22 protein-coding genes are annotated in these 19260 nt (G+C 69.7%); 19 read left to right on the forward strand and 3 right to left on the reverse strand.

The genetic code is table 11. The annotated features are described in order from the left end of the window. Positions 1-10: 10 nt before the first annotated feature. A complete protein-coding gene (locus ACWDTS_RS03320) occupies positions 11-964 on the forward strand; it encodes a sugar phosphate isomerase/epimerase family protein (RefSeq protein WP_197256649.1) in 954 nt (317 codons plus the stop codon). Here the strand turns inward: ACWDTS_RS03320 and ACWDTS_RS03325 are convergent. Next, positions 923-1339, reverse strand: a complete 417-nt coding sequence (locus ACWDTS_RS03325; protein ID WP_197256651.1) for a hypothetical protein — start codon at positions 1337-1339, stop codon at positions 923-925. The genes ACWDTS_RS03320 and ACWDTS_RS03325 overlap by 42 nt on opposite strands. Before the next feature lie 101 nt (positions 1340-1440). On the opposite strand from ACWDTS_RS03325, the gene ACWDTS_RS03330 reads away from it, so the two are divergent. The 7 genes from ACWDTS_RS03330 to ACWDTS_RS03360 all read left to right on the forward strand — a co-directional run bounded on the left by ACWDTS_RS03330 (position 1441) and on the right by ACWDTS_RS03360 (position 6845). Then, the gene (locus ACWDTS_RS03330; protein WP_197256669.1) at positions 1441-2091 is read left to right on the forward strand and encodes a MerR family transcriptional regulator; all 651 of its coding nucleotides are present in this window, start codon (positions 1441-1443) and stop codon (positions 2089-2091) included. Further along, positions 2088-2933, forward strand: coding sequence for a thioesterase family protein (locus tag ACWDTS_RS03335; RefSeq protein ID WP_450117586.1), 846 nt, complete (start codon positions 2088-2090; stop codon positions 2931-2933). Before ACWDTS_RS03330 ends, ACWDTS_RS03335 begins: the two co-directional genes overlap by 4 nt. A gap of 66 nt (positions 2934-2999) precedes the next feature. Further along, positions 3000-3818 carry a pyrroline-5-carboxylate reductase gene (gene proC, locus ACWDTS_RS03340; protein WP_197250590.1) on the forward strand — a complete coding sequence of 273 codons (819 nt, stop codon included), beginning with the start codon at positions 3000-3002 and terminating at the stop codon, positions 3816-3818. A 145-nt stretch (positions 3819-3963) separates the two neighbouring features. Beyond that, positions 3964-4203, forward strand: a complete 240-nt coding sequence (locus ACWDTS_RS03345) for a helix-turn-helix domain-containing protein (RefSeq protein ID WP_197250589.1) — start codon at positions 3964-3966, stop codon at positions 4201-4203. Between the two features lie 197 nt (positions 4204-4400). After that, positions 4401-4502, forward strand: a complete 102-nt coding sequence (locus tag ACWDTS_RS03350; RefSeq protein WP_003402602.1) for a 30S ribosomal protein bS22 — start codon at positions 4401-4403, stop codon at positions 4500-4502. A 280-nt stretch (positions 4503-4782) separates the two neighbouring features. Beyond that, complete coding sequence (locus ACWDTS_RS03355; RefSeq protein ID WP_450117587.1) at positions 4783-5850, forward strand: NAD-dependent epimerase/dehydratase family protein; 1068 nt, start codon at positions 4783-4785, stop codon at positions 5848-5850. Beyond that, complete coding sequence (locus ACWDTS_RS03360) at positions 5847-6845, forward strand: lysophospholipid acyltransferase family protein (RefSeq protein WP_450117588.1); 999 nt, start codon at positions 5847-5849, stop codon at positions 6843-6845. Before ACWDTS_RS03355 ends, ACWDTS_RS03360 begins: the two co-directional genes overlap by 4 nt. Positions 6846-6863: 18 nt before the next feature. On the opposite strand, the gene ACWDTS_RS03365 is transcribed toward ACWDTS_RS03360, so the two are convergent. Further along, entirely contained in the window at positions 6864-7868 is a 1005-nt protein-coding gene (locus ACWDTS_RS03365) for an HAD family hydrolase (RefSeq protein WP_197250586.1), read from the reverse strand. A gap of 149 nt (positions 7869-8017) precedes the next feature. Between ACWDTS_RS03365 and ACWDTS_RS03370 the strand changes: the two genes are divergently transcribed. The 11 genes from ACWDTS_RS03370 to ACWDTS_RS03420 all read left to right on the forward strand — a co-directional run bounded on the left by ACWDTS_RS03370 (position 8018) and on the right by ACWDTS_RS03420 (position 17311). Continuing rightward, positions 8018-8308, forward strand: coding sequence for a glutaredoxin family protein (locus ACWDTS_RS03370; protein ID WP_248674864.1), 291 nt, complete (start codon positions 8018-8020; stop codon positions 8306-8308). Positions 8309-8467: 159 nt separating this feature from the next. Beyond that, positions 8468-9337: a redox-sensing transcriptional repressor Rex gene (locus tag ACWDTS_RS03375; protein WP_197250584.1), complete on the forward strand. Its 870-nt coding sequence runs from the start codon at positions 8468-8470 to the stop codon at positions 9335-9337. Beyond that, positions 9334-10755, forward strand: coding sequence for a glutamyl-tRNA reductase (locus ACWDTS_RS03380; protein ID WP_197250583.1), 1422 nt, complete (start codon positions 9334-9336; stop codon positions 10753-10755). The genes ACWDTS_RS03375 and ACWDTS_RS03380 overlap by 4 nt, the downstream gene beginning before the upstream one ends. Beyond that, positions 10752-11771, forward strand: coding sequence for a hydroxymethylbilane synthase (hemC, locus tag ACWDTS_RS03385; RefSeq protein ID WP_450110358.1), 1020 nt, complete (start codon positions 10752-10754; stop codon positions 11769-11771). The genes ACWDTS_RS03380 and hemC overlap by 4 nt, the downstream gene beginning before the upstream one ends. A gap of 63 nt (positions 11772-11834) precedes the next feature. Then, on the forward strand, positions 11835-13400 hold the full coding sequence (locus ACWDTS_RS03390; RefSeq protein WP_197250581.1) for a bifunctional uroporphyrinogen-III C-methyltransferase/uroporphyrinogen-III synthase: 1566 nt from the start codon (positions 11835-11837) through the stop codon (positions 13398-13400). A 72-nt stretch (positions 13401-13472) separates the two neighbouring features. Further along, positions 13473-14450, forward strand: a complete 978-nt coding sequence (hemB, locus tag ACWDTS_RS03395) for a porphobilinogen synthase (protein WP_450110357.1) — start codon at positions 13473-13475, stop codon at positions 14448-14450. Further along, the gene (locus ACWDTS_RS03400) at positions 14447-14992 is read left to right on the forward strand and encodes a hypothetical protein (protein ID WP_450117589.1); all 546 of its coding nucleotides are present in this window, start codon (positions 14447-14449) and stop codon (positions 14990-14992) included. Before hemB ends, ACWDTS_RS03400 begins: the two co-directional genes overlap by 4 nt. Before the next feature lie 103 nt (positions 14993-15095). Next, on the forward strand, positions 15096-15230 hold the full coding sequence (locus ACWDTS_RS03405) for a hypothetical protein (RefSeq protein WP_269437511.1): 135 nt from the start codon (positions 15096-15098) through the stop codon (positions 15228-15230). Positions 15231-15294: 64 nt separating this feature from the next. Next, entirely contained in the window at positions 15295-15771 is a 477-nt protein-coding gene (locus ACWDTS_RS03410; protein WP_450117590.1) for a hypothetical protein, read from the forward strand. Positions 15772-15841: 70 nt separating this feature from the next. After that, the gene (locus ACWDTS_RS03415) at positions 15842-16045 is read left to right on the forward strand and encodes a heavy-metal-associated domain-containing protein (RefSeq protein ID WP_450117591.1); all 204 of its coding nucleotides are present in this window, start codon (positions 15842-15844) and stop codon (positions 16043-16045) included. Between the two features lie 21 nt (positions 16046-16066). Then, positions 16067-17311, forward strand: a complete 1245-nt coding sequence (locus tag ACWDTS_RS03420; protein WP_450117592.1) for a PQQ-dependent sugar dehydrogenase — start codon at positions 16067-16069, stop codon at positions 17309-17311. Positions 17312-17314: 3 nt separating this feature from the next. Here ACWDTS_RS03420 and ACWDTS_RS03425 read toward each other — a convergent pair whose 3' ends face one another. Further along, positions 17315-19249: an acyl-CoA dehydrogenase family protein gene (locus ACWDTS_RS03425; RefSeq protein WP_450117593.1), complete on the reverse strand. Its 1935-nt coding sequence runs from the start codon at positions 19247-19249 to the stop codon at positions 17315-17317. Between the last annotated feature and the right edge of the window lie 11 nt (positions 19250-19260).

The following is a 19260-nucleotide window of genomic DNA, read 5'->3' on the forward strand; positions in this document are numbered from 1 at the left end:
TCGCACCGGTATGGGGACGGCGCAACGGATCCTGGTCGGGTTGTCCACCGCGTCGGTGTATCCGGAGAACACCGAGGCGGCATTCCGGTTCGCGGCCGACCTCGGCTACGACGGCGTCGAGCTGATGGTCTGGGCCGATTCGGTGAGCCAGGACGTCGGTTCGGTGCAGTCGCTGATCCGCAAGTACGCGATGCCGGTGCTGGCCGTGCACGCCCCGTGCCTGCTGATCTCCCAGCGCGTGTGGGGCGCCGATCCCGCGGCCAAACTCGATCGGTCGGTCCGGACCGCCGAGAAACTGGGGGCGCGGACGGTCGTGGTGCACCCGCCGTTCCGGTGGCAGCGCCGCTACGCGGAGGGGTTCTCCGACCAGGTCGCGCGGCTCGAGGAGAGCAGCCACGTGTCGGTGGCGGTCGAGAACATGTACCCGATGCGGGCCGACGCCTTCTTCGGCAGCCGAAGCGCCGAACGGATGCGTCGTCGCGGAGGTCCCGGGCGGGCAGTGTCGGCGTACAGTCCGTCGATCGACCCGACGGACACCGGCTACGCGAACTACACGCTGGATCTGTCGCACACCGCGACCGCGGGTATGGATGCGACGGCGCTGGCGGACCGGATGGGGGAGCGGCTCGCCCACCTGCATCTCGCGGACGGTCGCGGTGCGTCGCTCGACGAACACCTGCTGCCCGGTGACGGCACGCAGCCGTGTGAGGAGATCTGCCGCCGGCTCGCCGACAGCGACTTCGCCGGGCAGGTGGTGCTCGAGGTGAGCACGCAGAGCGCCCGCACCCGGGCGGAGCGGACGGTCCTGCTGCGGCGGGCGCTCGAGTTCGCGCGCGAACATCTGGAGCGGGCGCCCCGCCGGGCGATCACCGCGGGTCCGGTGCAGCCGCGTTCCGCGGCGATCGCGCGGATCGAGGCGGGTTCACAGAGCGGTGATGCCCGCGGCGAGGACCGCGACTCCTGAGATCACCAGCCCGGCGACCAGCGACACCGCGCCCGCCCACACGGATGTGAACATCCGTCCCGGTCGCTGCGGGTCGGCTCCGAGAACGGACAGGAAGAATCCGGCCGGGATGAGGATTGCCGAGGTCAGCACGGCGATCGCGCCCGTCGTCCCCCACACGGTCGAGGTGCCGGCGACGTGGGTGAGTACCGCGACGAGGACGCCGAGCGTCACGAGGACACCGGCGTGCGCGTGGCCCGCCCGGAAGAACGTTTTCTGCAGGTCGTTCGCCGGAACACTGCCGTTGCCGACGCGGAGCAGGAAGGTGCCGCCGAAGGCGATGCCGACGACGGTGAGCAGGGTGATGCCGAGAACGATGGTGAGCACGGGATTCATGAGGGTTCCTCGCTGATCTGCCGGGCCGGGAAATCATTGGATACTATAACTATCCAATATTGGATAGTTATAGTATCCGGTGTCAAGGATCGGAGGTGAACATGCGAATCTCGGAACTCGTCGCCCGCACCGGAGTGCCGCTCGCGACCGTCAAGTACTACCTGCGCGAAGGCCTGCTCATGCCGGGTGAGACCACCAGCGCCACCCAGGCGCGCTACGACGAACGGCACGTGCGGCGTCTCGCCCTCGTCCGCGCGCTCGTCACCCGAGGGCTGCCGCTGAACCAGGTCAAGATCGTCGTCGACCTGATCGACAACCGCGACGACCCGCTGTTCACCGTCCTCGGGCGCGCCATCGAAGCGCTGCCGCCCTATGCGCCGGACACCGAAACCGGCGACCCCGGTACCCGCGACCACCCGCGGGCCCGGCGCGTCCTCGAACGTCTGGGCCAGATCTACGATCCGCGCTTCGCGGCCGTCGCCCAGCTCGAACGCGCGCTCGAAACGCTCGAAGCCGCCGGGCTGCCGATGACCGACGAACGCATCGACGTCTACGGCCGGCACATCCGCGGGATCGCCGAGCTCGAGCTCGCGCTGCTGCCCACCGGATCGCGTCAGGACACCGTGGAGGCCGCGGTCCTCGGCACCGCCCTCTACGAGCCGGTGCTGACAGCGATGCGCCGGCTCGCCCACCAGGACCTCGCGTCCCGCATCTTCTTCGACGACCCCCGCCCCCGACAGGAGCAGCAGTGACCGAGCTCGGCCCCCACCCGTTCCGCGACCTCACCACCGTCGACGCCCTCGGCGACGGCCGATGGCGCGCCCACATCCATCCGACCTGGACGATCGGGCCCAAGGTCCACGGCGGCTGCATGCTCGCCGTGTGCGCCGCCGCCGCGCGCCGGACGCTGCTCGCCGACGACACCGGCGACAGCGCGATTCAGCCTCTCGCCGTGAGCGCCTCGTTCGTGGCGGCACCGGACGCGGGGGATGTCGACCTGATCACCACGGTCCGCAAGCAGGGTAAGCAGGTCTCCCTCGTCGACGTCGAACTCGTGCAGGGCGACCGCGTGGCCGTGCGGGCCTCGATCACCCTCGGCTGCCCCGACGAGGGCGACGACGTGTTCGCCGCGGCACAGCCGCTCGCGGACCTGCCGGCCGAACCGACGCTAGGATCGAGGCTGGTGACGCCGGAGCATCCGATGGGGAAGATCGTCAACGTGAGCGGCGGCGCGGACCTGTGCGTCGACGAGACGAGTGCGCACTTCCTCACGGGACGACAGGGCGACCCGGTCGTACGGATGTGGGCACGACCGCGTCCCGAGGACGAGGCCGACCGGAACACCGCGGCGCTGTTCGCGCTCATGGCGGGGGACATCTCCGCGCCGGTCGCGATGAACCTCGGCCGGTTCGGCTGGGCGCCGACCGTGCAGCTGACCGCATACCTGCGTCGGCTTCCGCAGCCGGGCTGGTTGCGCGTCATGGCGAGCAGCACCGTCCTCGGCGGCACGTGGTTCGAGGAGGACCACACCGTCGTGGACTCCACCGGTGCCGTCGTGGTGCAGAGTCGCCAGCTCGCGATGATGCCCCGGTAGGTAGGGGCTCTCCGCCCCGGTAGGGCGGCCTAGGCCCGGTTCCGGCGGCGTGGCAGGCTTACGGCCATGACGAGAATTGCGGTTATCGGTGGCGGCAGAATCGGCGAGGCCCTCGTCTCGGGCCTGCTGCAGGGTGGATTCGCGACGAAGGACCTCGTCGTCTCCGAGAAGTTCCCGGCCCGAGCCGAGACGCTGGCCCAGGAGTACTCGATCCGCGTGACCGGCTCCGTCGCGGACGCCGCCGAAGGCGCCGACGTCCTGGTCGTCGCGGTCAAGCCCGGTGACGTGGACGCCGTCCTCAACGACCTGGCCAACGCGGACCTCGAGGGTGATCGCGAACAACTGCTGCTGTCGCTGGCGGCGGGGATCCCCACCGCGCGGTACGAGAACAAGCTGCCCGCCGGCTTCCCGGTCGTGCGGGCCATGCCGAACACTCCGATGCTCGTGGGCGAGGGTGCCAGCGTCATCGCTGCGGGCCGGCATGCCAAGGCCGACCACCTCGAGCTGGTGCGCGAGATCCTGTCGTCCGTCGGCACCGTGACGGTCGTCCCCGAATCCCAGATCGACGCGGTCACCGCGGTGTCCGGTTCCGGTCCGGCCTACTTCTTCCTGATCGCCGAGGCGATGATCGACGCCGGTGTCTCGCTCGGCCTCAGCCGCGCGGTGGCGACCGAACTGGTCGTCCAGACGATGACCGGTTCGGCGGCGATGCTCGACCGCTCCGGGGAGAACGCGGCGGACCTCCGCGCGGCGGTCACCTCGCCCGGCGGAACCACCGCGGCGGCCGTCCGCGAACTCGAACGCCACGGGGTGCGCACTGCCTTCTACGAGGCGCTGACCGCAGCCCGCAACCGGTCGGCCCAGCTCGGCTCAACCGGAGAGTAGAACACGGACGGATCGGACGGCGTGTCAAATTCGTCGTCCGCACCGTCGCACAGGAACCAATCGTCACGCTAAGCTCGGATTAGCACGTGCGTGTCTGTTCCGCCGGAGGGGAAGCCGGCGGCGCGGGACGTGCCGGAGGTGTCCAATGGTTTCTGGAAACACACCGTCGAAGGGGCAACAGCCTCAGGACGGACAGTCGGTCCTCGCCGGCACCCAGTTCCTCACCGTGGCCGAGGTTGCGGCGTTGATGCGGGTATCGAAGATGACCGTGTACAGGTTGGTCCACAGTGGCGAGCTGCCTGCCGTGCGCGTGGGACGGTCGTTCCGCGTCCACGCAAAGGCCGTTCACGACTACTTGGAGACTTCGTACTTCGACGTCGGGTAACTGTCGTCGGGCGCATCGACGAGCGGAGCGGACCTCGTTTTCGTTCGGCGGATTCGCCCCGGTACGATTGCAAGTCGTCGTACCGGCCAGCCGGTGTCGTAAGGCGCTGCGCTCGTCACCACGGGGCCCAGCGTCGACATACAGGCGTACGTCACCGGCGTGCGCAGGACCGATAGAGAGAACGAGGGAAGCCCACCATGGGTTCTGTGATCAAGAAGCGCCGCAAGCGCATGTCGAAGAAGAAGCACCGCAAGCTGCTCCGCCGTACGCGCGTTCAGCGTCGTAAACTCGGCAAGTAATTTCGACATTCCGGATGCCCGTCACCGTTTCGGTGGCGGGCATCCGGCATTCCGGGGGTGATTCGTCCGTTGTGCGGACTTCGGGAAGAGTGTTGACCTCTGTGTAATGCGGTGTCGCGCAACTCACCGTATTGTTGGGACCCATACCGCGCGAGAGTCGTTCCGTGATACGAGTCGATTCGGTCGACACCACGAGGTCGGTCTGCCGACATGACGAGCGCCGGTTCGCCGAGCACGTGGGGTCCGGAGAGCCGGTAGGTCTGGAAACAGGGGGTTGTGCGTGACTTCGACTGCTGACATCGAGCCGCCGAAGGTAGCTCTGGTGACCGGTGCCAGCCGTTTCCTCGGCGGATTCCTCGTCACCCGGCTCGCTCAGAATCCGGCGATCGAAAGGGTCATCGCGGTCGACACCCAGTCGCCCACCAAGGACATGCTCCGCCGCATGGGCCGCGCCGAGTTCGTCCTCGCCGACATCCGGAACCCCCTGATCGGCAAGGTCATCCGCAACATGGACGTCGACACCGTCGTCCACGCGTCGACGGTGACCAAGGCCCCCAAGTCCGGTAGCCGCACCGCCATGAAGGACATGAACGTCCTCGGTGCCATGCAGTTGTTCGCGGTGTGCCAGAAGGTGCCGTCCGTCCGGCGCGTGGTGCTGCGGTCGTCGTCGGTGGTGTACGGATCCAGCGCCAAGGACCCCGCCAAGTTCACCGAGGAGATGAGCGCCCGTCGTCGGCCGACCGGCGCCTTCGCCCGCGACATGATCGAGATCGAAGGTTATCTGCGGGGTCTGGCCCGCCGGCGCAGCGACATCTCGACCACGATCCTGCGGCTCGCCCCGACCGTCGGGAACCGGATGCCCGGTTCGGTGTCCACATATCTGACCTCGCCGTTGGTGCCGACCGTGTTCGGGCGCGACGCCCGGCTGCAATTGCTGCACGAAGAGGATGCGCTGGGCGCACTCGAACGAGCCACCGTCGCCGGTCCCGCCGGGACCTTCAACATCGCCGGGGACGGCGTCGTGATGGTCTCGCAGGCCGTCCGCCGCGCGGGCGGGATCCCGGTTCCCATGCCGTACGGGCTCTTCCGCACGGCGGGACAGGCCCTCATGGGATCCGTCATGAAATCGTTCACCAAGGAAGAACTCGACTACTTCCACTTCGGTTGCGGACTCGACACCACCCGGATGCGTACCGAACTCGGGTTCGAGCCGCGCTGGACGACGATGGACGCACTCGACGACTTCGCCCGCAGCATCGGGCGCAGCCGCATCGTGAAGACCGAATGGGTCGATCGAGCCGAATCGATGGTGCTCTCCGCACTGGGAGAGAGGACGGAGGCGCGATGACGCAGGTTGCAAAGGTCATTCCGCTGCACGGCGGACCGAATGCGCAGCGCCGCGGCGGTGCGAGACCCGGCAGCGGTCATCCCGCCGGCCGCGACCTCGAGCCCTTCGATCTGCCGAAACAGCACACCCCGGCGGACGGTTTCCTCGACGACCTCCGCCGGACCCTGATCGAGCAGGTCACCGGGACCGCCGAGTTCGTGCGGCGCCGCATGACCGGTGACTACGACGTCGACGACTTCGGATTCGATCCGCACTTCACCGAGCACGTCGTGATGCCGGTGCTGCGGCCGCTGTTCGACAAGTGGTTCCGCGTCGAGGTCCGTGGCATCGAGAACATCCCCGCCGACGGCAGCGCCCTCGTCGTCGCCAATCACGCCGGCACCCTGCCGCTCGACGCGCTGATGACCTCGGTCGCGGTGTGGGACCAGGCCCACCGGCCGCTGCGGATGCTCGCCGCCGACCTCGCCTTCGACATGCCGGTCATCGGCAACGTCGCCCGCAAGGCCGGCCACACACTCGCCTGCCACCCGGACGCCGAGCGGCTGCTGCGCGACGACCAGGTGGTCGCGGTGTTCCCCGAGGGCTACAAGGGCCTGGGCAAACCGTTCCGCGAGCGGTACAAGCTGCAGCGGTTCGGCCGCGGTGGATTCGTGTCCGCGGCACTGAAGACGCGCGCCCCGATCGTGCCGTGCTCGATCGTCGGTTCGGAGGAGATCTACCCGAACATCGCCGACCTCACGTCGCTCGCGCGGGTGCTCGGCCTGCCCTACTTCCCCGTCACGCCGTTGTTCCCGGCCCTCGGTCCGCTCGGCCTCGTGCCGCTGCCGTCGAAGTGGTACATCGAGTTCGGCACCCCGATCACCACCGACGTGTACGACGACGCGGCCGCCGACGACCCGATGGTGCTGTTCGAGGTCACCGACCACGTGCGGGAGACCATTCAGCAGACGCTGTACAAGCTGCTCACCCGGCGCCGCAACGTCTTCCTCGGCTGACGCGCACCGGAACCGGAACTACGCGGCGCGGTCCCGCCGCCGCCCGAGCAGGACCGCGAGCGCTCCGCCCGCCGCACCGATCCCCAGCGCGGTCGGCACACCGATCCGCGCGGCCTTGCGGGCGGTCCGGAAATCCCGGATCTCCCAGCCGCGGGTCTTGGCGAGTTCCCGCAGGTCCGCGTCGGGATTGATCGCGACGGCCGTACCCACCAGCGACAGCATCGGCACGTCGTTGTGGCTGTCGGAGTAGGCGGTGCACCGCTTGAGGTTCAGGCCCTCCCGGATCGCCAGGGCACGCACCGCGTGCGCCTTGCCGAGCCCGTGCAGGATGTCGCCGACGAGCCGGCCCGTGAAGACGCCGTCCTTCGATTCGGCGACCGTACCCAGGGCGCCGCTCAACCCGAGCCGCTTGGCGATGACGTCGGCCAGTTCCACCGGGGTCGCGGTGACCAGCCACACCTGCTGGCCCGCGTCGAGGTGCATCTGCGCGAGCGCGCGCGTGCCCGGCCAGATCTTGTCGGCGATGATCTCGTCGTAGATCTCCTCTCCCAGGCGGCGCAGTTCCTCCGTCGACCGTCCCTGCACGAACGACAACGCCTTCTCGCGGCCGCTCGCGACGTCGTTCGAGTTCTCCTTGCCGGTGACCCGGAACTTCACCTGCTGCCAGGCGAACTCGAGCAGATCGGTCTTGCGGAAGTAGTCCCGCGCGACCAGACCCCGGGCGAAATGGATGATCGAGGCGCCCTGCACCATCGTGTTGTCGACGTCGAAGAACGCCGCCGCGGTCAGATCGCGCGGCGCGGGGGTCGCGGCCTCGGTTTCGATCCCGGCCTCGACCTCGGCCTCGGCGCGCGCCTCGTGCAGCGCCAGTGCGGCGTCGGCGCTGGCCTCACCGGCCAGGTTCGCGCGCACCTCGGCCTCGCTGGGACCGAACTTGCTGAACCACCGGCGGCGTCCCGGTCGGATGAGGCCGGACAGAAACTCGCCGATTCCCCACCCGTACGGCAATGAACGTCCAGGCACTCGCACCTCCGTGTCACGACGGCCGTGTCGCCGCGGGCAACGGACGACGCGCCCAGCCTAGCCCGCGACCGGACCGCATTCCGGGCGGGAGCGAACGCACGGACCGGGTGTGACGTTCATCTCGACCGGCGATGGCGCACAGTAGGGGAATGACAGAGCCTCGACAGGACGCCGCCGGCGCCTCCGCACCCGCCCACGAAGTCACTCTCCTCGTCCGCGCCGGCTGCGGCGCGTGCGCGCCCGCACGCGCTCGGCTCGAGCAGGTGTGCGAGGAGTTCGGGCTCACTCCGACATGCGTCGACGTCGACGCCGCTGCCGCAACGGATCCCGAGCTGCGCGCCGAATTCGGGGACCGGTTGCCGGTCGTTCTGCTCGACGGCCGCGAGCACAGTTACTGGGAGGTGGACGAGCCGCGACTCAGGGCCGATCTCGCTCGCTGACCACGGTCGGCGCGGTCCGTCGCGCAGGTAGCGAGCACATTCGGGGCCCTTCGAGCAACTTTGTGCATGGCTTCACAAGCGGTTACCGTGGTGTGAACGAAACCCCGGATCACCGTGAGGACCGACGTGTATCCGTCGGCCGGACGAGGAGCCACGAACGTGACAGAGCTGCACCCCCCGCAGGGCGACGACGCCCGCGACAACGCCGGGGGCGGCGGGGGTGCCTCTCCCGGAGTTCCGGTGCGCGACATCCCTCAGGCTACTGTGACGCGTCTCGCGACCTATCTGCGGGTCCTCGGTGGGCTCGCGGACGCCGGGACGCTCATCGTCTCGAGCGAGGAACTCGCGACCGCGTCCGGGGTCGGATCCGCCAAACTCCGCAAGGACCTGTCGTTCCTCGGCCCCAACGGGGTTCGCGGCGTCGGCTACGACGTGCTGCGCCTGCAGGCGCGCATCGAGAACGCGCTCGGCCTGGACCAGGGACACCGCGTGGTGCTGGTCGGCGTCGGCAATCTCGGTCGTGCGCTCGCCCGGTACCCGGGTTTCGACCGCCGCGGATTCACCATGGCCGGCCTGTTCGACTCCGATCCGCAGATCGTCGGCACCCGTGTGGGCGATCTGACGATCCGCCACGTCGACGGCCTCGAGTCCGGTGCCCGCGAACTCGGCGCGACCATCGGGGTCGTCGCGACACCCGGTGAGGCCGCCCAGCAGGTGTGCGACGTCCTGGTCCGTTCCGGGGTGCGCAGCGTCCTGAGCTTCGCTCCGACGCCGCTCGAGGTGCCCGAACACGTCGAGGTCCGCCGCGTCGATCTTTCCGTCGAGATGCAGGTGCTCTCGTTCAACAGCGCCCGCAACGACGAACTCGCACACGCTGCCGGGGACGCACGTCCCACCGGAATGGGGCAGCCGATGAGTTCCCGCGCTACCGCGGTGAAGGCAACGAGCGCCCCGCACCGGGCCTCGTCCGGGAAGTCGGGCCCGCTGGGTTCGACCGTGACAAGAAACGGATCGGTGATCGCGCCGTGAGTGTTCTCCTCGTCGGGATCTCGCACCGGAGTGCCCCGGTGTCAGTGCTCGAGAAGGTCGCGGTCACCGACACCGACCGACCGAAGCTGACCGACAAGATGATGTCCTCCGGGCACATCTCCGAGGCGATGATCGTCTCCACCTGCAACCGGGTGGAGATCTACGCGGTCGTCGACGCGTTCCACGGCGCCCTGGCCGACGTCAGCGCACTGATGGCCGAGCATTCCGGTCTGACCCTGTCCGATCTGCACCGGCACGCCTACGTGCGGTACAGCGAGGCCGCCGCCGAGCACCTGTTCTCGGTCGCCAGCGGCCTGGACTCGATGGTCGTCGGGGAACAGCAGATTCTCGGCCAGATCCGCGCCGCCTATGCCAGCGCGGACGCGCAGCAGGCCGCGGGCCGGGCACTGCACGAACTCGCCCAGCAGGCGCTGCGCGTCGGCAAGCGCGTCCACAGCGAAACCGGTATCGACGCCGCCGGCGCCTCGGTGGTGTCGGTCGCGCTGGACAAGGCCGGTGCCCGGCTCGGTGGTCTCGCCGGCCGCACCGCCGCCGTCGTCGGTGCCGGTGCGATGGGCGGTCTCGCGGTCGCGCATCTGACCCGGGCCGGGATCGGGCGGATCATCGTGGCCAACCGCACGCGCGAGCGCGCCGAACGACTCGCCGAAACGGCCCGCGGCAACGGCGTCGAGGCCGAGGTGGTCGCGTTCGGTGATCTCGCGTCCGCGCTCGCCTGCGCGGATGTCGCGGTGACCTGTACCGGCGCGGTCGGAACCGTCGTGACCCTCGCCGACGCACACCGCGCGCTCGCCGAGCCCGGCCGCGGATCGGACCGCCCCCTCGTCATCTGCGACCTCGGCCTGCCGCGCGACGTCGACGCGTCCGTCTCGGGTCTTCCCGACGTCACCGTCTTCGACATGGAGGCGTTGCAGAACGATCCCGCCGCCGGCGCGGCCGCATCGGATGCCGAGGCCGCCCGCGCGATCGTCGCCGCCGAACTGTCCGACTACCTGACCTCTCAGCGTCTCGCCGAGGTCACCCCGACCGTCACCGCGTTGCGGCAGCGCGCCGCCGAGGTCGTCGAGGCCGAGCTGATGCGTCTCGAATCCCGGCTGCCCGATCTCGACGAGGGGGAACGCGGCGAGGTCGCGCGCACCGTCCGTCGCGTCGTCGACAAACTCCTGCACGCGCCGACCGTGCGCGTGAAACAACTGGCCTCCACTCCCGGCGGCGACCAGTACGCCGAGGCATTGCGCGAACTGTTCGAACTGCGACCGGGTGCGGTCGAGGCCGTCGCCATGCCCATGACGAAGGAACCGGGTGCCCTGGCGGAGCCGGTCGGCACCGACCTGTCCGCAGCTCTCGATCCCGCCCTCACAACGGAGCTGCGGACTCCACGAAAGGACAGGCAGGCATGAGCGCCGAGGCCGCATCGGTCACCCGGAGCGACGACCGGGCCGGCAGCCGCACGTTGCGTATCGGAACGCGCGGCAGCCTCCTCGCGACCACGCAGGCGGGCACCGTCAGAAACGCACTGATCGCCGCCGGGCATCCCGCCGAGCTGGTGATCATCACGACCAAGGGCGACGTCACCGCAGGCCCGGTCCAGCGGATCGGCGTCGGCGTGTTCACCGCCGAACTGCGTGAGGCGCTGCTCGCCGGCGAGGTCGATCTCGCCGTGCACTCGTACAAGGACCTGCCCACCTTCCAGGATCCGCGCCTGGTCATCGCCGCGGTCCCGCCGCGCGAGGATCCCCGCGACGCGCTCGTCGCGCGGGACGGCCTGGTGCTGGGCGAACTGCCGCCCGGATCGAAGGTCGGCACGTCGGCGCCGCGGCGCCGCGCGCAGCTCGCCGCGCTCGGTCTCGGCCTCGACATCCAGCCGCTGCGCGGCAACATCGACACCCGGCTCGGCAAGGTCGAATCCGGCGAGCTCGACGCGATCGTCATCGCCCGCGCCGGTCTCTCCCGCATCGGCCGGACCGACCGCATCACCGAGTCCCTCGAACCGGTGCAGATGCTGCCGGCACCGTCGCAGGGGGCACTCGCCGTCGAGTGCCGTGCCGACGATCCGGAGATGATCGCCGTGCTCGCCGAGCTCGACGACCCGGCCAGCCGCGCCGCCGTCGACGCCGAGCGTGCACTGCTCGCCGAACTCGAGGCCGGGTGCACCGCGCCCGTCGGGGCGCTCGCCGAGGTCGTCGAATCCCTCGACGACGACGGCCGGGTGTTCGAGGAGCTGTCGGTGCGTGGCTGTGCCGCCGCGATCGACGGTTCCGACGCGATCCGCGCGAGCGCGGTCGGACCGCTCGAGCGTGCCACCGAGCTCGGTCGCGCCGTCGCCCGGGAGCTGCTCGACCTCGGAGCCCGCGACCTCATGGCCGCCGACGAAGGTGCCGGCAGACCGGCAGAAGAAAGTGCAGCAGATGTTTGACGCCCTGCCTTCCCGTTTCCGATTTCCCGATACCGCAGATTTGATCGCACTGGAGAATCACCGATGAGCCGAGTCCGCAAGCACACTCCCGGACGGATCCTGTTCGTGGGATCGGGGCCGGGCGACCCGGCGCTGCTCACCGTGCGCGCACGCGACGTGCTGACGAGCGCCACCATGGCCTTCACCGACCCCGACGTGGACAAGGCCGTCGTCGCGCTCGTCGGCCGCGACGCCGGCCGCGACCCGGAGACCGGGGAACCGATCGCCGAGGTCCGTCCCGCGCTGGGCGAGCCCGCCGAGGTCGCGAAGACGCTGGTCGCCGAGGCCAGGAACGGCCACGACGTGGTGCGTCTGGTCGCCGGGGATCCGATGACGACCGATTCGGTGATCGCCGAGGTCAACGCCGTCTCCCGCACCCAGGTGGTGTTCGAGGTCCTGCCGGGCCTGCCGTCCGGCTCCGCCGTCCCCAGCTACGCCGGCATGGCGCTGGGTTCGTGCCACACCGAGGTCGACGTCCGCGGCGAGGTGAACTGGGCTGCGCTTGCCGCCGCACCCGGCCCGCTCGTGCTGCACGCGACCTCCGGTCACCTGGCCGAGACGGCGAGTGCCCTCGTCGAGCACGGTCTCGCGCCGCAGACCCCGGCCGCGATCACGGTGCGGGGCACGACCCGTCAGCAGCGCACCGTCGAAGCGACCCTCGCGACCCTCAACGACGCCGGATCCGAGCTGGTGGGCCCGCTGATCGTCACGGTCGGCAAGGTCGTCTCGCACCGCAACAAGCTGTCGTGGTGGGAATCGCGCGCCCTGTACGGCTGGACGGTGCTGGTGCCGCGCACCAAGGATCAGGCCGGTGAGATGAGCGATCGTCTCGTCACCCACGGTGCGATTCCCATCGAGGTGCCGACCATCGCGGTCGAGCCGCCGCGCAGCCCCGCCCAGATGGAGCGGGCCGTCAAGGGCCTGGTGGACGGTCGCTACCAGTGGGTGGTGTTCACCTCCACCAACGCGGTGCGCGCGGTGTGGGAGAAGTTCGAAGCGTTCGGTCTGGACGCACGTGCGTTCTCCGGCGTGAAGATCGCCTGCGTCGGTCAGGCCACCGCGGACAAGGTGCGGTCGTTCGGTATCACCCCGGAGCTGGTGCCGACGGGGGAGCAGTCCAGCGAGGGCCTGCTCGCCGAGTTCGCGCCGTACGACGACGTGTTCGACCCGGTCAACCGGATCCTGCTGCCCCGCGCCGACATCGCGACCGAGACGCTCGCCGAGGGATTGCGCGAACGCGGCTGGGAGATCGACGACGTCACCGCGTACCGCACCGTCCGGGCCGCGCCGCCGCCGGCCGAGACCCGCGAGATGATCAAGACCGGTGGTTTCGACGCGGTGTGCTTCACCTCGTCGTCGACGGTCCGGAATCTCGTCGGTATCGCCGGTAAGCCGCACGCGCGCACGATCGTCGCCTGCATCGGTCCCAAGACCGCGGAGACCGCGATCGAGTTCGGTCTGCGGGTCGACGTGCAGCCCGAGACCGCGCAGGTCGGTCCGCTGGTCGAGGCGCTCGCCGAGCACGCCGCCCGGCTGCGCGCCGAGGGCGCTCTGCCGCCGCCGCGCAAGAAGTCCCGAGCCCGGCGCTGACTCCACTCGTGCGCGGTTTCGGTAGCCACCGCTACCGGAACCGCGCACGACTCGTATCGGAAGGTGTGAACCGTGTATCCGGAATTTCGTCCCCGCAGGCTGCGTACTACCCCGGCGATGCGGCGACTCGTCGCCGAAACCTCGCTCGAGCCACGACATCTGGTGCTGCCGATGTTCGTCGCCGACGGGATCGGCGCACCCCGCGAGATCTCGTCGATGCCCGGCGTCTTCCAGCACACGTTCGACTCGCTGCGGGCCGCGGCGACGGCGGCGGTCGAGGCCGGCGTCGGCGGTCTGATGCTGTTCGGTGTGCCCCGCCCGGAGGACAAGGACGCGCGCGGATCCGGCGCCACCGATCCCGACGGGGTGCTCAACCGGGGGCTGCGGGACCTGCGCGACGAACTCGGTGACGCGACTGTGCTCATGGCCGACACCTGTCTCGACGAGTTCACCGATCACGGGCACTGCGGTGTGCTCACCGAGTCCGGGCGGGTCGACAACGATGCGACACTCGAGCGCTACGCGGAAATGGCTGTGGCGCAAGCAGAGTCGGGTGCACATCTGCTCGGTCCGAGCGGAATGATGGACGGGCAGGTCGCGACGATCCGCGCGGCTCTCGATGCGGCCGGCTTCCAGGACGTCGGGCAGCTGGCGTACGCGGCCAAGTATGCGTCGGCGTTCTACGGCCCGTTCCGCGAGGCCGTCGGATCGTCGCTCGAGGGCGATCGCCGTACCTACCAGCAGGATCCGGCGAACCGGCGCGAGGCGCTCCGGGAGGTCGACCTCGATCTCGCCGAGGGTGCGGACCTGGTGATGGTCAAGCCGGCGATGTCCTATCTCGACATCCTGCGCGAGGTCGCGGATCGTTCCGACGTTCCCGTTGCGGCGTACCAGATTTCGGGAGAGTACTCGATGATCACGGCCGCCGCGCAGAACGGCTGGATCGACCGTGACGCCGCCGTCCTCGAGTCGCTGACGAGCATCCGTCGCGCCGGCGCCGACATCGTCCTGACCTACTGGGCCGCCGAGGCTGCAGGCTGGTTGTCGTGACCGGGCCCATGCCGATGCCCACACCGCCGCAGCGGCCGGTCGGCGAACCGCGTCCGATGCCCGTCGACGTCGGAACGGCGTGCCAATTGTGGTGTGGCGTCCTGATTCTCGGAATTGTGTCGGCGGTCACAAGCATGGCCGTGATGTGGCGTGATCGTCAGGCGTTCGTCGATCGATTGATGGATCAGATGCCGGAGATGTCCGGGTCGGAGACGTTGACGCGCGACGATTTCCTCGCACTGATTCCGTTCGGTCTGGGCGCGGCGGCGGTCGGCAGCTTCGTGATTCTCGGCTTGCTCTATCTCGTCGTGCGACAGATGCGCCGCGGAAAGAACTGGGCGCGCATGCTGTTGACGCTGGTCGGGGTCTTCATGACCCTGTCGACGGTGCCGACGCTGTTCGGTGTGGGCGCCGGTACGGGCGTCGAAGGCTGGGTGCTCGGCATCGTCGGCATCCTCCAGTCGGTGCTGACGGTGGGCGCGATCGTACTCATGCATCGGCGCGACGCAAATCTGTACTTCCTTCGGATTCCTAATAATTGAGCTTACGGAGAGGGTTTCGTCCGGCTATTTGACCTTGCGCGCGTAGGGAGTACGGTGGGCTCGACCAACGGTCTGTGGCCGTACCCGACGAGCGTGAGGACTCATGCAGGTGGAACACCCGTACGTGGAACCGCGACCCTACAGCCGTCGACGTGAGGCGCTCCTGATCGGCCTCATCGCAGTCCTGGGTCTCGTAACGCTCGTGCTCCTGGTCGTTCCCGGCACCTTCTCGGCCTGACGGACTGCTGCGCCCGACGGACGGCTCACGTTGAACGGCGTCTCACGTTGAACGGCGTATCACGTTGAACGGCAGTGTGCCCGCGCCGCTGTTCCACGAACCCGGCGCCCGCTGGCGGGCGGTCGCGTCGGGTCCGTTGTTCTGCCTCGTCGGTCTGCTGATCGAAGTGGCGACCGGGCCGGTCGTGCACTGGTTCGCGCTGCCGGTGATCGCGGTGGTACTGGCCGTTTTCGCGTACATCATGGTCGTCGCAGGCCGTCGGCACGTGAGCGTCGAACTGACCGAGACGGTGCTGCGGCAGGGGACCGAGGAGCTGCCGGTCGCGGACATCGAGGCGGTCCTGCCACCCGCAGATCCCGCGTCGCGGGACCCGGCCCGCTGGGAGAATGCGCGCACCCTCGGGGAGCTGTCCGGCGTACCGCGCAAGCGCACCGCCGTCGGATTGCGGTTGCGCGGTGGCACGTTCGTGAGGGCGTGGGCGAAGGACGATGCGGAGCTGCGCAGGTGCCTCGACGGCCTCGTGAGCGGGCGTGCGCGCTGACGGACCGGATGACGGCAGGTACCCCCTGGGGGTATCGTCGGTGGTGATGTCGAGACTCGAAGGAGCCACAATGCAGAACACCTACCGTGTCGAGGGCATGACCTGCGGACACTGCGTCTCCGCCGTGCGCGAGGAGATCTCCGCGATCCCCGGTGTCTCCGAGGTGGACGTGAACCTCGAGACCGGCACCGTCGTGGTCGTCAGCGACACCGAGTTGGATCCGAAGGCGGTCGCGGATGCCGTCGACGAAGCCGGATACGCGCTCGTCGCCTGATCCCGTGACCCCGCCGGCATCATGAGCAGCAGACTGCGCAGGACCGCCGGGTCCCTCCTGGCCGCCGCCACACTCGTGTGTGCGGCGGCCTCGTGCACGAACGCGGAGCCGCCCAGGACACCGGTGGCGGAGCCGCCCGGAAGCACGGCGGCCGAGCCGCCCGGAAACACGGTGGCGGCGCCACCCGGGGATACGGTGGAGGAGACCTCCGTGACGGTCCCCGCCGTGAGCGCCCCGCCGTCGGTCACCGTCGAGATACTGATCGACGGGCTGGACCATCCGTGGGACGTCGTCCGGGCTCCCGACGGCACGCTCCTCACCGGCGAGCGCGGCGGGCGTTTCGTCGTCCGCCGCCCGGACGGGCAGGTCACCGCGCTGCAGGCCGACCTGTCCGACCTCTACGCGGTCGGGGAGACCGGCCTGATGGGGCTGGCGCTGTCCGACGACTTCGCCACCGACCGGACCTTCTACTCGTGCCAGGGTCACCGCGACCCGGACGACGTGCGCGTGTTCGCCTGGACGGTCGACCCCGACTGGACCACCGCCACCCGGGTCCGCACCGTGGTCTCCGGCATGCCGGTCGCCGCGGGCGGCCGCCACGCCGGCTGCCGGATCCTCGTCCACCCGGACGGCACCCTCTACGTGGGCACCGGCGACAGCGCCCGCCCCACCGTCCCGCAGGACCGGGCGAGCCTCGGCGGCAAGGTGCTGCACCTGAACCCCGACGGAACACCCGCCGCCGGCAACCCCGATCCCGGCAGCCCGATCTACACCCTCGGCCACCGGAACGTGCAGGGACTGGCACTGCAGCCCGGCACCGGGCGCATCTATGCCGTCGAACAGGGCACCCGCCGCGACGACGAGGTCAACCTGCTCGAACCCGGCGGCAACTACGGCTACCGGCCCGACCGGGAACCCGGCCGCTACGACGAGTCGGTGCCCATGACCGACCCCGACCGGGTGCCCGGCGCGATCGGTGCGGTGTGGAGTTCCGGGTCCCCGACGATCGCGACACCGGGCCTCGCATTCGTCACCGGCGATGCGTGGGGGCCGTGGTCGGGAGCCCTCGTGGTCAGCAGCCAGCAGGCGGCCCGGCTGATCCTGCTGAAGCTGTCCGAGGACGGGCGCAGCGTCGTCGATTCCGCGACCCTGCTCGAAGACACCTACGGGCGGCTGCGGTCGCTGACCCCGCTGCCCGACGGTTCCCTGCTGGTGACCACGGACAACGGAGACGACGACCGCATCCTCCGGGTGATTCCGAACTGAGGTTCAGACTCGGCCCGCGTCGGTTCCCGGCCCGTCGAGCATCGCCGACCCCAGCAGGAATTCGGGCACGCCGAGTCCCTCGACGAGCGTCGCCGCGTGCGGGCGCAACGTCCGGCACCGCTCGTTGATGCCGCGCAGCACCGCCTTCGCCCGCTCCACGGACAGGTGCCGATGCTCCATGAACCACGCCTTGTCGTCCTCGATGACGCTCAGCGCGTACAGATCGCACACGTCCGACAGCAATTCCCGGGTCGTCTCGTCCTCGCACGACTCGATCCCGGCGACGAACGCCTCGAGCACGACCCGGTCGATGTGTGCGCGGGCCGCGTGCAACACGTGGTCCTGCACGAAGTTGAACGCGTCGAACTGGCTCTTCTCCCGCTTCGACGCCGCCTGCAGCCGCCGCGCCGCCGTCGAGAGCAGGTACTGCTCGCGGTCCTCGAACATCGTGAGCTGCGTGCCCCGGTTGAACAGGCTGCCGTCCTCCTCGTTGTCCTGCCGGGTGTCGACGAGCGTCTGGATGATCTGCTGCGCCGCGGTGCGCTTCTTGACGATGTCGGAGACGGTGGTCGCCGCGAACCGCATCCACTCGACCGGGCTCATGCCACGCACCTCGTCGGCGTACGCGGTGAGCAGTTCCTTCGCGACGAGCTGGGTCAGGACGTGGTTGTCGCCCTCGAAGGTGGTGAACACGTCGGTGTCCGCCCGCAGCGACGTCAGCCGGTTCTCGGCCATGTAGCCGGCGCCGCCGCACGCCTCCCGGCACTCCTGGATCGCGCGGGTCGCGTGCTCGGTGTTCGCGACCTTCAGACCCGCCGCGCGGCCCTCGAGCTCGCGCTGCTCCTGCGGGTCGACGTCCTCGACGGGGGTGGTCTGGATGCGGTGCATCGTCGAGATCAGCTCGTTCTGCGCGAACCCGAGCGCGTACGAGCGGGCGATGAGCGGCAACAGTCGGCGCTGGTGGACGAGGTAGTCGAGCAGCAGCACCTCCTGCTCGTCGTTCGGCGCGGAGAACTGGCGGCGCTGCAGCGCGTACTGCGTGGCGATCGTGAGCGCGACGCGCGCCGCGGCCCCGGCGGACCCGCCGACCGTGACGCGGCCGCGCACGAGGGTGCCGACCATGGTGAAGAACCGGCGGTTCGGGTTCTCGATGGGCGAGTGGTAGGTGCCGTCCGGGTCCACGTCCGCGTACCGGTTGAGCAGGTTCTCCCGCGGCACCCGCACCCCGTCGAAGCTGATGCGGCCGTTGTCGACGCCGGGCAGCCCGCCCTTGTATCCGCAGTCGGAGGTCGTCACGCCGGGCAGGTCGTTGCCGTGCTCGTCGCGGATCGGCACGACGAAGCAGTGCACACCCTCCGTCACGCCGCCGGTGATCAGTTGCGCGAACACCGCCGCGACCGTCGCGTGCTGTGCCGCCCCGCCGATGTAGTCCTTGCGCGCGGACGGGGTGGGGGAGTCGATGACGAACTCCTGCGTGGCCGGGTCGTATGTCGCGGTCGTCTCGAGCGCCTGCACATCGCTGCCGTGGCCGGTCTCGGTCATCGCGAAGCACCCGAGCAACTCGAGGTCGATGAGCGGGCGGATGTAGCGCTCGTGGTGCCGCTGCGTGCCCAGGTTCTCGATGGCACCGCCGAACAGGCCCCACTGCACGCCCGACTTGACCATCAGCGACAGGTCCGACATCGCGAGCATCTCGATCGACGCGACCGCGCTGCCGGGGTCGCCGGTGCCGCCGCTCGCCTCCGAGAAACCGGCCGACGCGTAGCCGGCCTCGGCGAGCAGCCGCATCTGGTCGAGGACGGTCGCGCGGGCCCGGTCCAGATCGGGGATGTGATGGGGAGCGAATTCCTCCCGTGCCAGGTCGGTGCGGGCCCGGGAGCGGGCCTGCCGCCACGCGCCGTCGAGAGTGTCACGGAGATGATCAGCTGTGGTCGCCATGAATCCGACCC

The sequence above is a fragment of the Rhodococcus sp. NPDC003383 genome (assembly GCF_053589115.1).

Bases quoted from the DNA above. Each gene is read 5' to 3' on its own strand.
- ACWDTS_RS03320 (WP_197256649.1), top strand. From the start codon at position 11: ATGGGGACGGCGCAACGGATCCTGGTCGGGTTGTCCACCGCGTCGGTG.
- ACWDTS_RS03325 (WP_197256651.1), bottom strand. From the start codon at position 1,339: ATGAATCCCGTGCTCACCATCGTTCTCGGCATCACCCTGCTCACCGTC.
- ACWDTS_RS03330 (WP_197256669.1), top strand. From the start codon at position 1,441: ATGCGAATCTCGGAACTCGTCGCCCGCACCGGAGTGCCGCTCGCGACC.
- proC (WP_197250590.1), top strand. From the start codon at position 3,000: ATGACGAGAATTGCGGTTATCGGTGGCGGCAGAATCGGCGAGGCCCTC.
- ACWDTS_RS03345 (WP_197250589.1), top strand. From the start codon at position 3,964: ATGGTTTCTGGAAACACACCGTCGAAGGGGCAACAGCCTCAGGACGGA.
- ACWDTS_RS03350 (WP_003402602.1), top strand. From the start codon at position 4,401: ATGGGTTCTGTGATCAAGAAGCGCCGCAAGCGCATGTCGAAGAAGAAG.
- ACWDTS_RS03360 (WP_450117588.1), top strand. From the start codon at position 5,847: ATGACGCAGGTTGCAAAGGTCATTCCGCTGCACGGCGGACCGAATGCG.
- ACWDTS_RS03370 (WP_248674864.1), top strand. From the start codon at position 8,018: ATGACAGAGCCTCGACAGGACGCCGCCGGCGCCTCCGCACCCGCCCAC.
- hemC (WP_450110358.1), top strand. From the start codon at position 10,752: ATGAGCGCCGAGGCCGCATCGGTCACCCGGAGCGACGACCGGGCCGGC.
- ACWDTS_RS03390 (WP_197250581.1), top strand. From the start codon at position 11,835: ATGAGCCGAGTCCGCAAGCACACTCCCGGACGGATCCTGTTCGTGGGA.
- ACWDTS_RS03405 (WP_269437511.1), top strand. From the start codon at position 15,096: ATGCAGGTGGAACACCCGTACGTGGAACCGCGACCCTACAGCCGTCGA.
- ACWDTS_RS03415 (WP_450117591.1), top strand. From the start codon at position 15,842: ATGCAGAACACCTACCGTGTCGAGGGCATGACCTGCGGACACTGCGTC.
- ACWDTS_RS03420 (WP_450117592.1), top strand. From the start codon at position 16,067: ATGAGCAGCAGACTGCGCAGGACCGCCGGGTCCCTCCTGGCCGCCGCC.
- ACWDTS_RS03425 (WP_450117593.1), bottom strand. From the start codon at position 19,249: ATGGCGACCACAGCTGATCATCTCCGTGACACTCTCGACGGCGCGTGG.